Annotated in this window: 13 protein-coding genes; 11 read left to right on the top strand and 2 right to left on the bottom strand. The window is 44.8% G+C overall.

Features of this window, described 5'->3' with window-relative positions; translation table 11 throughout:
- The first annotated feature begins 288 nt into the window (after positions 1-288).
- Positions 289-1011 carry a tRNA1(Val) (adenine(37)-N6)-methyltransferase gene (locus VME0621_RS11215; protein WP_062456792.1) on the top strand — a complete coding sequence of 241 codons (723 nt, stop codon included), beginning with the start codon at positions 289-291 and terminating at the stop codon, positions 1009-1011.
- Positions 1012-1110: 99 nt separating this feature from the next.
- Entirely contained in the window at positions 1111-2334 is a 1224-nt protein-coding gene (gene srmB / locus VME0621_RS11210; RefSeq protein ID WP_006075412.1) for an ATP-dependent RNA helicase SrmB, read from the top strand.
- A 99-nt stretch (positions 2335-2433) separates the two neighbouring features.
- Here the strand turns inward: srmB and yaaA are convergent, their stop codons facing one another.
- Together yaaA and VME0621_RS11200 are read right to left on the bottom strand one after the other, a co-directional pair.
- The gene (gene yaaA, locus VME0621_RS11205; protein ID WP_038225586.1) at positions 2434-3207 is read right to left on the bottom strand and encodes a peroxide stress protein YaaA; all 774 of its coding nucleotides are present in this window, start codon (positions 3205-3207) and stop codon (positions 2434-2436) included.
- 107 nt (positions 3208-3314) lie between these two features.
- Positions 3315-4751: an alanine/glycine:cation symporter family protein gene (locus VME0621_RS11200; protein ID WP_038225549.1), complete on the bottom strand. Its 1437-nt coding sequence runs from the start codon at positions 4749-4751 to the stop codon at positions 3315-3317.
- A 704-nt stretch (positions 4752-5455) separates the two neighbouring features.
- Between VME0621_RS11200 and VME0621_RS11195 the strand changes: the two genes are divergently transcribed.
- From VME0621_RS11195 to VME0621_RS11155, 9 genes are all read left to right on the top strand, one after another.
- Positions 5456-5641 (top strand): DUF3545 family protein, encoded by a 186-nt coding sequence (locus tag VME0621_RS11195; protein WP_006075440.1) that lies wholly within the window; start codon positions 5456-5458, stop codon positions 5639-5641.
- Between the two features lie 182 nt (positions 5642-5823).
- Positions 5824-6711, top strand: coding sequence for a helix-turn-helix domain-containing protein (locus VME0621_RS11190; protein ID WP_062456790.1), 888 nt, complete (start codon positions 5824-5826; stop codon positions 6709-6711).
- A 133-nt stretch (positions 6712-6844) separates the two neighbouring features.
- The gene (locus VME0621_RS11185) at positions 6845-8989 is read left to right on the top strand and encodes a TonB-dependent siderophore receptor (RefSeq protein WP_197498255.1); all 2145 of its coding nucleotides are present in this window, start codon (positions 6845-6847) and stop codon (positions 8987-8989) included.
- A gap of 6 nt (positions 8990-8995) precedes the next feature.
- Positions 8996-9736 (top strand): siderophore ferric iron reductase, encoded by a 741-nt coding sequence (locus VME0621_RS11180; RefSeq protein WP_062456787.1) that lies wholly within the window; start codon positions 8996-8998, stop codon positions 9734-9736.
- 319 nt (positions 9737-10055) lie between these two features.
- Positions 10056-10838, top strand: a complete 783-nt coding sequence (locus tag VME0621_RS11175) for a DUF3450 domain-containing protein (protein WP_062456784.1) — start codon at positions 10056-10058, stop codon at positions 10836-10838.
- A gap of 14 nt (positions 10839-10852) precedes the next feature.
- On the top strand, positions 10853-12196 hold the full coding sequence (locus tag VME0621_RS11170; protein WP_442478147.1) for a MotA/TolQ/ExbB proton channel family protein: 1344 nt from the start codon (positions 10853-10855) through the stop codon (positions 12194-12196).
- The gene (locus VME0621_RS11165) at positions 12186-12764 is read left to right on the top strand and encodes a MotA/TolQ/ExbB proton channel family protein (protein ID WP_062456778.1); all 579 of its coding nucleotides are present in this window, start codon (positions 12186-12188) and stop codon (positions 12762-12764) included. Before VME0621_RS11170 ends, VME0621_RS11165 begins: the two co-directional genes overlap by 11 nt.
- A complete protein-coding gene (locus VME0621_RS11160; protein WP_006075432.1) occupies positions 12761-13165 on the top strand; it encodes an ExbD/TolR family protein in 405 nt (134 codons plus the stop codon). The genes VME0621_RS11165 and VME0621_RS11160 overlap by 4 nt, the downstream gene beginning before the upstream one ends.
- Complete coding sequence (locus VME0621_RS11155) at positions 13165-13791, top strand: energy transducer TonB (protein ID WP_006075431.1); 627 nt, start codon at positions 13165-13167, stop codon at positions 13789-13791. The genes VME0621_RS11160 and VME0621_RS11155 overlap by 1 nt, the downstream gene beginning before the upstream one ends.
- Positions 13792-13834 lie beyond the last annotated feature (43 nt).

Raw genomic sequence — 13834 nt, 5'->3', positions numbered from 1 at the left:
CTTACTTGTTATGTTGTGTGTTAGCCGGAAGAGTCTTTGCTCTACCGTAAAAATAAGGCGGGCATGATGACGAATCACTAGTCAATAAGCAATAGATGTAGAAATAAACACTACATTAATTTGCTTTGACCTTAAAAAAGCAGTTAGATTCTCTAGATTAAAACAAATAAGCAATTATTTATACTAACCTAAAATTCAAACAAGTCGATCACAGACAGAACATATCACTACTCAATTATTTAACAATAGTGATATTTACTCAAAAGCAAACGATTAACAAAATAAACCATGACTTCTAGCTCAACAAAAACCAAAGGTTTTCAGTTCAAACAGTTCTCCATCTTCGATGGTCATTCCGGTATGCCAGTGAGCACTGACGGAGTGTTATTAGGAGCGTGGGCACAATACCGCGATTCAACACATATTTTGGATATTGGAGCGGGGACAGGTTTATTATCCTTAATGATTGCTCAGCGATATAGCGACGCTCAAATCACCTCTATCGATATTGATGCAGTGGCGATTCAAGATGCCGAGATCAATATCAATCGCTCACCTTGGCATTCAAGAGTATCTCTTCTTCATAGTGATGTGTTAACTACACCATTTTCTGAGTCATTTAGTGGCATTATCTGCAACCCACCATATTTTAATAGTGGTAAGCAATCTAAGAACCAGCACCGAGCAACAGCTCGCCACACTGATACACTCTCTCACGATCAATTACTCGATGCCTGTTTTAATCTGTTATCGGACGAGGGCGAAGCCAGTTTTGTTCTGCCTAAAGTAGAGGGCGAACAGTTTATTGATATCGCACAACAAAAAGGCTGGCATTTAAACCGAATTTGCCAAATCCAATCGACAACAAAAAAGCCGTGTCACCGACTTCTATTTACCCTTTGCAAACAAGCAATCTCATTAAATACAGAGCATTTGATCATTCATTCCGAGACTGGGGGCTATTCCAAAGACTTTATTGCCCTAACCAAAGACTTTTACCTTAAAATGTAAGTGCGCTCTGGCTCTGTTTGAGTATAATAGCCGCCCTACTTTTCCCCTGATTGCTGTTTTTTTGCTCAGGGCTAACTTACGTCTTGTGGAGACACCATAGTGATCAGAACCTTCGCTGAATTAGATTTAGATCCTGTCCTTTTAGAAGCGATAGAGGAAATGGGCTATAGCCGCCCTACAGAGATCCAAGCACAGGCTATCCCACAAGCACTTGATGCCAAAGACATCTTAGCCTCAGCGCCAACAGGGACTGGTAAAACCGCTTCCTTTGCTATTCCAGCGATTCAATATCTGCTGGATTTTCCACGCAAAAAAGCTGGCCCTGCGCGTATTCTAGTTTTAACGCCAACACGTGAGCTAGCGATGCAAGTGGCTGAGCACACCAAAGCTCTGGCAAAACACACCCGTCTGAAAGTTGCTACCATTACTGGTGGCGTGACTTACGACACTCATGCTGACACGCTCGCTCAAACCCAAGATATCGTGGTAGCGACACCAGGACGTCTGATGGAATACATCGAATCAGAGCGTTTTGATTGCCGCGCGATTGAGTGGTTGGTATTGGACGAAGCAGACCGCATGCTCGACCTTGGTTTTGGGCCAACCGTAGACCGCTTGTCTGCAGAATGCCGATGGCGCAAGCAAACGTTACTGTTCTCTGCCACATTGGAAGGTCGTGGTGTAGAAGGCTTCACTGCCGATCTACTGAAAGCTCCTGCTGAGATTTCTGCAGAGCCATCAACGCGTGAACGTAAAAAAATCACTCAGTGGTATCACCGTGCCGACAATGCTGAGCACAAACTGGCATTGCTCAAGCATATACTCACTGAACAAGCTCAGCGCACTATCGTATTTTTAAAGACCCGTGAACGCTTAGGTGAACTTCGTCAGCAACTAGACAGTGCACAAATCCCATGCTCATGGATTCAAGGTGAAATGCCTCAAGATCGCCGTAACAATGCAATCAGCCGTTTCCGTGACGGTAGCGTGAATATCCTACTGGCAACTGATGTTGCTGCTCGTGGTATTGACCTTCCCGACGTTTCACACGTGATCAACTACGACCTACCACGCAGTGCTGATGTTTATCTGCACCGTATTGGCCGTACTGCACGTGCTGGTAAAAAAGGTACAGCAATCTCTATTGTGGAAGCTCACGACCAGCCAATGATGGATCGTGTAGGTCGTTACACTAAAGAGCTGATAAAAGAGCGCTTTATTGATGGCTTACGTCCTACACACAAAAAGCCTGTGTTTAAGAAAAAGAAGAAGAAAGAAGACAAGAAAAAAGCCGTGAAAAAGAAAAATGGCAAGAAGAAGTAAGTTAACTTTCTCTCAATAATCTAAAAGGCTCTAATGATGAAACATTAGAGCCTTTTTTCATTGTTGTAACCTGTAATCACGCGAAGCAGGAAAAGAAACTTACTGCTCTTCTCGCTTGAAAACTAGCTCTGTTGCCGTCGACTCTTCTTCAACAAAGTAGTAACCCGCCACATCAAATGCGGTGAGTTTTTCAATAGAGTCAATGCGGTTGTCAATAATATAACGAGCCATCATACCTCGCGCCTTTTTAGCGTAGAAACTGATCACTTTATATTGACCGTTCTTACAGTCTTTAAAGACCGGAGTAATAACTTTGCCGTCTAACTGCTTAGGCTTTACCGCTTTAAAGTATTCGTTCGAGGCAAGATTGATTAACACATTATCACCTTGAGCATTCAAAGCTTCATTCAGCTTATCAGTAATAATATTGCCCCAGAACTGATAAAGGTTGGTCCCACGTGCGTTAGCGAGCTTGGTTCCCATCTCTAGACGATATGGCTGCATTAAGTCTAATGGCTTTAAAAGACCGTAAAGACCAGACAGCATACGCAGGTGCTGCTGTGCGTAGTCAAAATCATCTTCAGATAACGTCTCTGCGGCTAAGCCCGTGTACACATCGCCTTTGAAAGCCAGAATGGCTGGACGAGCATTGTCGGTAGTAAATGTCGGAGACCATTGTTCAAATCGAGCCACATTCAGTCCTGCGATCTTATCGCTGACTTTCATCAATGCTGATACATCAGCAGGCGTCAGCTTGCGGCACACTTCGATAAGCTCCGCAGACTGCTCGACAAGTTCTGGTTGAGTGAATCGCTCAGTTGCGAGTGGTGACTCGTAATCTAAGGTCTTTGCTGGTGAAACAACGATAAGCATGACTGTACTCTTTTTAATAATGGTTTTACCCAGTATAAAAAAAGCCATGCACTTTCTTCAATCAAATAGTGCATGGCTTAATCTATTTTTGAGATAGGTAAAAGTGATTACTTGTTATCTGTCTCTTTGCTATACCAAATACCTTCCTCAAGTTGAGACTTAAGTTCAGGGTAGTCGTTAGCATCAAATGTAGGCACTTTGCCCGCTTTTAGCTGTCTGTTGTAATCTTTAGCAAGCTTAATCACGATGCCCGATAGTAAGATAATCGCAATCAAGTTAACGATAGCCATCAAGCCCATCGAAACATCGGCCAAAGCCCAAACCATTGGCAGCGTCGCCACTGAGCCAAACATTACCATACCTAATACGATAATACGGAACAGGCCAAGACCCGCTTTGTGGTTGTGCTCTAGGAAGATAAGGTTGGTTTCTGCATAAGAGTAGTTAGCAATGATTGATGTGAATGCGAAGAAGAAAATCGCTACAGCAACAAAAATGCCACCCCACTCACCTACTTGTGAACTCAATGCACGTTGAGTCAGTTCAATACCTGTCACTTCTCCGTGAGGCACGTACTCTCCTGACATCAGGATAATCGCTACTGTTGCACTACAAATTACGATGGTATCGGTAAACACACCAAGCATTTGCACATAACCTTGTGACGCAGGGTGTGGCGGATAAGGCGTAGCAGACGCTGCAGCATTAGGCGCAGAACCCATACCAGCTTCGTTTGAGAACAGACCTCGCTTGATACCTTGAATCATCGCTTGTGCAATGGCGTAGCCTAGACCACCAGCAGCTGCTTCTTGCAGACCGAAAGCACTCTTGAAGATATACGCAATAACTTCTGGAACCTTCTCAAGGTTCATTACCATTACCACAATCGCAAGCGCAAGATAAGCCAGCGCCATAATTGGAACGATAAGTTCAGCAGTACGAGCAATCTTGCGAACACCACCGAAAATAACGAACGCAGATATAAGTACTATGGCAACACCGACAATCATAGGGTCGAAGCCAAATGCCGTGTTCATTGCGTTTGCAATAGCATTCGCTTGTACGGCATTAAATACCAAACCAAAAGCAATAATCAGGAAGATTGAGAACAACACGCCCATCCAGCGCATGCCTAAACCTTTTTCCATGTAGTAAGCAGGACCACCACGGTAGTTGCCGTCGTCATCTTTGGTTTTGTATAACTGTGCAAGCGTACTTTCAGCAAATGATGTCGCCATACCTAGCATGGCAATGAGCCACATCCAGAAGATTGCACCTGGGCCACCTGCGGTTAGCGCAACGGCAACCCCTGCCATATTACCGGTGCCAACACGTGCTGCAAGACTGGTACAAAGAGCTTGGAAAGAAGAGATACCAGCGCTGTCTGCTTTGCGGCTGTTCTTTAGCACACTGAACATGTGACCAAAATGGCGGAACTGAATAAACCCTAGGCGTACTGTAAAGTAAATCCCCACACCTACGAGTAAGTAAACCAGAATCGATCCCCAAAGAAGATCATTCATTAGATTAATAACGTCTGTCACTTTAAACCTCACTTAAAGTTAGAGTACCGAGCTGCACATCCAAGTGCGTCCTAAATTGCGTGGTTATCCCATCCATGTGGTTTTGTTAATTTCACTGTTTTTCACTGCAACTTAGCTTGTATTTCTTACCCATTGGGAACGACACACAAGTCGGCTTATTTTTTGACGGGCGGATTTTGCAGTCATGGCGCGTAAAAATCAATACGCAACAAGTGGTATATTATTGTTATTTTTCACCATAAAATCACGAAAAGTTAACACTTTACAAAGCAACTTGGTCACTTACCGTTATCAAATTCGACTTGTTTTATTAACAATAGATAAGCATAGCAAGTAATCATCTTTGCATTCGCTTGTTTGCGGGCAAGCCTAGACATAGCAACGGATGAACGTTGTTTTACCAAATGGAATACTTTTTAGACATTATCACGCAATGAGAACCTTTCTCGTAGCACACGATTCGCTATCTACTCCCTTCTCAGCACACGGTATTAACAATCTCACTGAACAATTTCTTTTTCATAATGTGATTCAATCGGTTGTTTTTTAGACAAATGAGTTACTAAAAAGTGTGAGGTTGCATTCAAAATGGCATAAAAACTTCATACTTGCGAAACAAATGAGAAACAAATCAAAGTTAGTCTGCCTTGGAATGTGGTACTAAAAGGTCTCCGTGAGGAGAATAACAATAGTAGAGGTAGCTTATGGAAGGCTTTGAACTGGATGACATTGCGGAACTAGGTGCTCCACGTGCTCGCGCAGGACGCTCTAAACCGGTAAAAAGGAAATGGCGAGAAATTGAAGCCATTAAAGACAGACAGCGCTTACAAAAAGAACTGAACGATATGGATATCGGACTCGACTTCTCACTTGATGACGTTGATCTCTAAACCACCACTGATTCAATCTCAATAAGAATTTTCGCTTATGAAGAGCCTGAAACTTCATGAGTGATAACATACAAAACCCTCTTTATAGAGGGTTTTGTTTTTTCTCGAACAGTACGTTGTATTCGACCTCCGGTGACAAAAGTGTCAAGATAGTGCGATGTTTAACCACATTGACTTCGGTTATGGTCTCAAAGCGAAAACCTATTCATCTAAATCGCGTCGAAAAGATCGTTGATTATATTCATCAGAATTTAGATAAACCGCTTACGGTCACTGAACTTGCCGATATAAGCTGCTGGTCTCGCTGGCAGTTACAACGTGTGTTTCAAGAGCAAACCAATCACAACCTTGCCCAGTACGTGCGAGAACAAAAGCTCAGCCGCGCAGCAGAGCAACTTTTAAAGAGTGACCAAAAGGTCACCGACATTGCGCTCGATTTTGGTTTTAATTCTGAAGTGAGCTTTAGCCGTGCCTTCAAGCAGCTTTTTGCCATCTCTCCAAGACAATATCGCCTAGTAGGCAAACTTAATGGTATCAGGCTACCTCTAGTCATGAGTCCAGAATTGCCTCTTGATCAAGCCGCAACGCAAGTCGTTCGAATAGAAAGCAAACCAGAAACTCAGTTTTGGGGAGTATATGGACCCATCGACTCCATCTATGCAGCGAACCCACAATTTAGTCAGCAAGTTCACGATATTTGGGGCACCTTTACTCAAATCGCGCTGCAACATTCGATAGCCCCAAATCACTTCTATTACGGAATTGTCGATACAGTGCGAGTATTGCCCAACTCACAGCTAGTGTATTGGGCGGCCAGTGATAACCCAGCATTTTCTCAAATTTCACAACTTGAACACATTACCATTCCTGCACAGATGTATGCCGTCATTACCCACGTAGGGCCTGCTGCTACGTTTCCAAAAACACTCGAGTGGGTACTACAAAGTTGGCTCCCAAGCTCAGGTTACATGGGTCTGGAGGGGTTTGAACTCGAGTGCTATCCAAGAGATTATCAACTGGAAAGCCAAGACGCTAAAATGGAGTTTTGGTTACCTATTCAATCGTTATAGCAGTACTTTCGACAAATCGTTTCCAAGAAAAAACTTGCACCAAATTGTTAAGTATCACAGAATCAAAATCCTTAGAATTGTAAATGAAAGTAATTATCAATAACATTTACATACTCTTTAAGAATCTTTTTCTATGATGTTAAAAACAAAACTTAGCCCAATAGCAGTGGCCGTAAGCATGCTAATCGCCGTGCCTACACTTTCAGTTGCAGAAGATAACCAGACAAGTCAAACACCTCAAACTGACGAGCAAATGACAGTACTGGGTAAGACTTATCGTAATACTGCCACTAAAACTTCATTGACGCCGGAAGAGACACCGCAAAGTATCTCGGTTATTGATCGAGAAACACTTGATCTGCGCGGCGTTAACTCAGTTGCCGAGGCTCTACGCTATACGCCAGGGGTACATACTCAGCTGCGTGGCGGCGCAGTAGGTCGTCTGGACCTATTTAACATACGCGGTTTTACCAACTACCAGAATTATTACGACGGTCTCCAACTCCAATACAATGCATGGAACCTTCAACCTCAAGTGGACGCGTTCGCTGTTGAACAAATAGAAGTATTTAAAGGTCCAGCATCCGTGCTCTATGGAGCGATGCCTCCTGGTGGTATGGTCAACTTAGTGGCCAAGAGACCAACACAAGAGCGCGCTACAGACATTAGCGTAGCGGGTGGTTCTCACGCTCACAAAGAGTTCACTATCGATTCTCGCGGCCAGATTGGTGATGGCAACTTTAATTACCGTTTCTTAGGAAAAGCTCTAAAAAGAGACGGTATGGCAGATACTTCCGAAGAAGAGCGTTACTTAATCGCACCCTCTGTCGATTGGAACGTCAGCGACAAAACACTGATTAACTTTAATGCCTACTATCAAAATGACCCTAAAGCGGGCATTTATACTTCTATGCCAGGCTACGGCACGGTACTGCCTAATCCAAACGGTGATCTCAGCAAAAACCTCTTCACCGGCGATCAAAACTGGAACAAGTTTGAAAAAGAAGTCGGCCTCTACGGGGTTAAACTGAATCATGAATTCAGTAATGACTGGACCTTATTAGTAAATACTCGCTACATGGATGGCTCGGCTCTACAGCACAATACCTACGGTACTGGCTTAGCTGCCGACGGTCGAACCTTGAGTCGTAACGCCTATCTAACCGATGAAAAGTCCAAAGGTTGGGTGTCTGATGCACAGGTAAACGGTAATTTTAATACTGGCAACTTGATGCACAACTTGCTTATTGGTTTGGATTATCAGCAGCTAGATTCAAAAGTGGACTACTTTGACGTTGCCACATCAACCATTGATATCTATAACCCTGACAACAACCAACTAAGTGAAGAAGAGATCAAAAAGCAGATGGCCAGTGCAACGAATTACGGCAACCAAGTCGATTCGAAACAGCTGGGACTGTACTTACAAGATCAGATGCGTCTTAACCGCCTAGTTATGATCGCTGGTGTTCGATTTGACAATTACAAGAGCGATACAACAGCTAACTCAACAGGCGCGACAACTACCCTAGACCAAAATAACACCTCATATCGTGTTGGTGCTTTGTACGAGTTCGACAACGGTATATCGCCATACATCAACTACGCAGATAGCTTTGAGCCTGTTGCAGGAACGGATAAAGACGGTAATGCCTTCAAGCCATCCACAGGTCATCAATGGGAAACGGGTGTGAAGTACAACTCTGCCGACATGACCAAGATGCTAAATATTGCTGCGTTCCATATCACTAAGAAAGGTGCACTGGTCAAAGATCCAAATGGCTCGTTACCGCAGCATCAAATACAGGTCGGTGAAAGCGTTTCTAAAGGGGTCGAAGTTGAAAGTAAATGGTACGCGACGGATCGTTTAGATCTCGCGGCTAACTATACCTACCAAAATGTGGAAATTACGGAAGATACCGATCCGACTCAAATTGGTAAAAAACCGGTGTGGGTACCAGATCAAATGGCCAACTTATGGGCTAACTATAACTTCTACGGAACTGCGCTAGACGGTGCCATTCTTGGTGGTGGCGTGCGCTACATCGGTGAAACTCAGCTCGACGCGGCTAACTCTGGAACTATTCCGGGATACACTGTCGTCGACTTATCTTTAGGTTATGACCTAGGCACACTAGGAAGCAGTATGAAAGGGTCATCTGCATCCGTTGCGGTTACCAACTTGTTCAATAACGAAACATACACATGCTATGACTCATTAAACTGTTGGGCAAATGACGAACGTCGCATCGTTGCTAGGTTGAAATTTGGTTTTTAATGGTTAATGCAAACCTCACTCGCTAATCAACATGCGTCACGCCTTGAGGCGTTGACGCATGTCTCACAACAAGTCTCCCCTCTGTTAGTTGAACTGACAGAGGGAGCACACGTTATTGAACCCAATTCAACATCACGCCAAGAAGTACAGTCGCTTTATCAATACTGGAAGCAACACTATCCCGAAGCTGGTGCGGTCTACTGGCAAACACGTACTTGGACCATGTTAGTTTGGCAGCCAATTACCATCGCTTTAGTCACTACTTATTATGCCGAACACGTACCGCCAATCAGCACAATGAAACAAGCGGTAAATCTTGATAATGGTGTTGTTGGGCAATTTGATTTTGCTGAACACAATTGGCAACTTGGCGACCAACATCAGCGCTTAGCCATTGCCGCCAAAGAGCTAAAATTACTTATTGCCGATCTAGCGCGACAACTCAGTGACGTATGCAGAATGAGCCCAGCCACTCAAGAGAAGCTGCTTGCTGACACTGTGATGGAAATGTTGCTTCGCGGACTCAATCATATGGTTAGCGTAAATCTACTAACCAAAGAACAACTGCACCCTACCTTTGCTCATGAACTTCAGCATTGGCAACAGGCTCTGGAATTGCCGCTTACTCGCTTTGGACAGCTCGATGTCTCCATCGACGGGGAGTATTTCGTCCAACGACGAGCCTGCTGCATGCATTACCGACGTGCAGACGGTGATTATTGCCAAGGGTGCCCTCAAAACAAATAACATAACATTAGTAAAGATATTGATTTATATGAGTTATTTATCCTCAACCAAAAACTGATGATATTTCGTTACAAGATATTGATTAAGAGATAACAAATGATAACTCATATCAATATCATTTAGACTGTATTTCTCCACGCAGTTGCAATACAATAACCGCGCTTCCAATGCAGACATGAAAACGGTAACACGACTCGTTTAATGCCATTCTTTCTGACTCGATTCGCTGCGTTAACTCCGCAAATCAGTAGCAGACATTTGGAACCCGAATTCAACTAAATAACTGGTACTTTCTACTAGAAAGCAGAAGGCTCTTGAAATGAACAAAACGGCTCTTCGCCTGACCTTGTGTTCGCTCCCACTGCTGTCCGTAAGCAGCTTCGCGACCGCCAACGATCTTAATAGTGCTCGAAATGTCGAGGCGCAAACCATCACGCAAAGTGCACAAAGCCAAACTCGCATCAACAAAAGTAGCGATAAAGCATTTGAACTGAAGTCTGATATCGCGATGCTTGAGCAAGAAGTGGCGAACTTAGAAGTATACGAAAAGCACTTGCAAGCCGTTGTTGCTAATCAAGAAGAAGAGATGACTAGTATTGATACTCAGTTAGAGCAAATCAGTGCAACTCGCCAAGGTGTTGTGCCATTGATGTATCAAATGCTTGCAGGGCTTGAAGCACATATTAAGCAGGACAAACCAATTCGAATTGATACGCGTCTAGCGAGACTTGATGAGTTGAAGGCTTTGATGCCTCAAGCTGATGTCAGTGATGCTGAAAAGTACCGTCGTATTTTAGAAGCGTATCAGATTGAAATGGACTACGGCATTAAGCTAGGCAGTTACCGAGGCCTTATCCACGTTGGCAACGACATTGAAGCTGAGCAGCTTTATTTAGGCCGCCTTTCTCTGGTCGCTCGCAGTCTAGACAGAAACCAATATTGGTCATGGGATATCAACCAAAACCGCTGGGTTGCCGTTGATAGTGCGTTAGCCCCACAGATTGACAAAGCCTTTGCTATTGCTCACAAGCAAGCGTCTCCATCGCTTGTTGAACTTCCAGTATCATTGACCCCAGCGACTCAAACACAGGATCCTAGCTAATGCGTACGTTATCATTGCATAAATTTCCGCTTATGGTTGCGCTGCTAAGCCTTGGATTAGCACAACCTTCTTTAGCCGCAGAGAGTCTAACTTCAAAAGCCAAAACTGCTCAGCAACAAGAGAGTCAGCACAATGCAAACCGTGAAGCTGAGTTTAAGAAGCAAGAGCAGCAACTAGCGACCCGTAAAGCTGAACTCGAGAAACGTAAAGCTCAACTGGACGCAAGCATTGAATCGCTCAGCACTGCATTTTCTGATAATGAACGTACCTTAGCAGAGCAACAAAAGAAGCTGCATTTAGAAACAGGCAGTTTAGGTGAACTGTTTGGCGTAGTCAGACAATCAGCCAAAGAGCTTCAAGTGGAACTCGATCATTCTGTCGCCAATACTGAGCAAGCTAAGCAAATCGCTGACATCAATGGTATCGTCGCGGCGAAAACATTGCCATCCATTCAGGAGCTGACGGGACTGTGGCGTGCTTATCAAGCCCAAATAGCCACCAGCGCGACCTACGCCAACGTCCAAGTTCCCTTTGTTGCGGGTAACGGTGAAATCACCCAACTCGATGCGGTTCGTTTAGGCAACTTTGCTTTACTGTCGGACCATGGTCCTATTGATTGGGATGGCAAGTTGGCCAGTGATTTCCCTCGCCTTCCTAAAAACGTTCCCACCTCAGCAGATGCTGCTGGTATTGTGACAGGCCAAACAGCCGCCCTTATCGACCCAAGCCGTGGTGATATCTACAAGCAGCTGGCGGATAACCCGACCTTAGCCGAGCGATTCGAACACGGTGGTATTGTCGGTAAGATCATTGCAGGGCTCTTTGCTCTAGGCATGATCATCGCTCTATATCGAGCAGCTGTTCTGATTACCACTGAGCAAAAGATCAACAAACAACTAAAATCACCGAACACCCCTACTGATAACCCACTAGGCCGTGTTCTTAGCGTCTACAACAGCGAGAAACAGCTTCATGTTGAAGCACTTGAGCTACGACTGCTTGAGTCCATCATGGATGAGCAGCAGCACCTTGAACGTGGTCTGAGCATGCTTAAGCTATTGGCAGCTCTGGCACCAATGCTAGGTCTGTTAGGTACAGTTACCGGTATGATCGAAACCTTCCAAGTTATTACCCAGTTTGGTAATGCCGAGCCTCGCGTCATGGCGGGTGGTATCTCTATGGCATTGGTCACAACCGTACTCGGTCTGATTACTGCGATGCCACTACTTCTTGCTCACAACTTACTGAGTTCTAAGGCCGAAACGATTCGCAATATCCTAGAACGTCAGAGTGTTGGTCTTGTTGCAGAGCAAGCCGAAGTTCAAACCGTTGAGCATAAGGAAGCGTATGCCGCATAACCTATTCAGTTGGCTACCCGGTAGCGAGCATCTGAACCAGTTTATGACGCAAGGTGGGCCAGTATTATGGTGGCTCGCCGCGGTGGTGTTTATTTTTTGGTTAGTGGCCTTTGAACGAGTGATCTATTTCGCCAAGGTCTTTCCTACCGAGAAAAAAAGCTGGGTTGAGAAATGGGTAGCACGCCAAGATCATTACTCTTGGTACGCTCAGTCACAGCGCAATGCCATGCTAAGTGAAGCAGAGAATAAGCTTAAGCAAAACTTAAACTTGCTGAAGTGCCTACTTAGCTTGTGTCCCATGCTAGGACTACTTGGAACTGTCACCGGTATGATCACAGTATTTGATACCCTGGCCGCTCAAGGTAGCGCGCAGCCTCGCTTAATGGCAGCTGGTATTTCAATGGCGACGATTCCGACTATGGCAGGCATGGTCGCCGCACTCTCAGGCATGCTCGCCTATTCACGTATTCAAAAATGGAGTAGCAAAAGCCTACTTCAACTTGAACAGTTACTTAGAAGTGAACGTCACTTGTCTTCCAATGCGGCTCACTCAGGAGACTCTCAATGAGATTAGGTCATCGTAGAAAACAGACCGAAGAAGCCAATATCGATATGACGTCAATGCTCGATATTGTATTTATCATGTTGATCTTCTTTATTGTCACCAGTTCATTCGTTCGTGAGTCTGGTGTTGATGTTAATCGACCACAGGCAAGCCACGCCGTTAGCCAGAAAGATGCAGGGATCTTTGTGGCCATTACTTCCGCTAACGATATCTACATTGATAAACGTCGCGTGGACGTTGAACGTGTGCAAGCAACAATTGAGAAACTGTTGTTAGAACAACCTAATGCTTCGATGGTAATTCAGGCTGACAAGCACGCTTTCAATGGCACTGTGGTAGAGGTGATGGACAGCGCTAAAGGAGCAGGTGTCACGAAAATTGCGTTGGCGACGGAGAGCCCATAATGGTTCGACTACTGGCTAGTGTCCCACTTGCAGCTGCGTTAGCTTTTGCCCTGTTCTCTTTTATGAGTTGGATGATCGATATTGGGCCTAAAGCTAAGCCTGATGATAAGCCAAGGCTGAGTTATGATTTAGTTATGGTGGAACCAGATAGTGAAACAGCAAGGCGCCAACGTGTGCTCCCTGAGCCACCCAAAATGCCTTCAACGCCGCCTTCGGCAGCGGTGGTAGAGCAAAGCTCACAGGTATCAAGTGTACAAACCCCAAGTACACCGCAACTACCCAACATCGCTATTTCAACTCAAGTGGCGGGCGTGGCGCTCAATGCTCCAACCGTTCCAGATATAGGTCAAAACCAGCAGGTCATGCCATTACACCGTAAGGAGCCTCGCTATCCGCGTCGCGCATTACAGCGTAATGTCGAAGGTTATGTGGTGATGTCTTTTACTATCGATGAAAGTGGTCGCCCGACGGATGTTCAAGTGGTAGAAGCAAAACCAAGACGAATGTTTGAACGTGAGGCGATGGTGGCGCTTAAACAATGGAAATATCAACCGATGATTGTGAATGGCAAAGCGACTCCGCGCATCGGCCAAACCGTCAAATTAGAGTTTAAGTTGAATCAATGATAAAGCGTCTATTTGTTATCTCCGCCCTAGCTCTGAGCAGTCT

Source organism: Vibrio mediterranei, from assembly GCF_900088415.1.
Classification (GTDB): Bacteria; Pseudomonadota; Gammaproteobacteria; order Enterobacterales; family Vibrionaceae; genus Vibrio; species Vibrio mediterranei.
The sequence above is the reverse complement of the archived record's forward strand: the minus strand, read 5'-3'. Positions and strand labels throughout refer to the sequence as shown.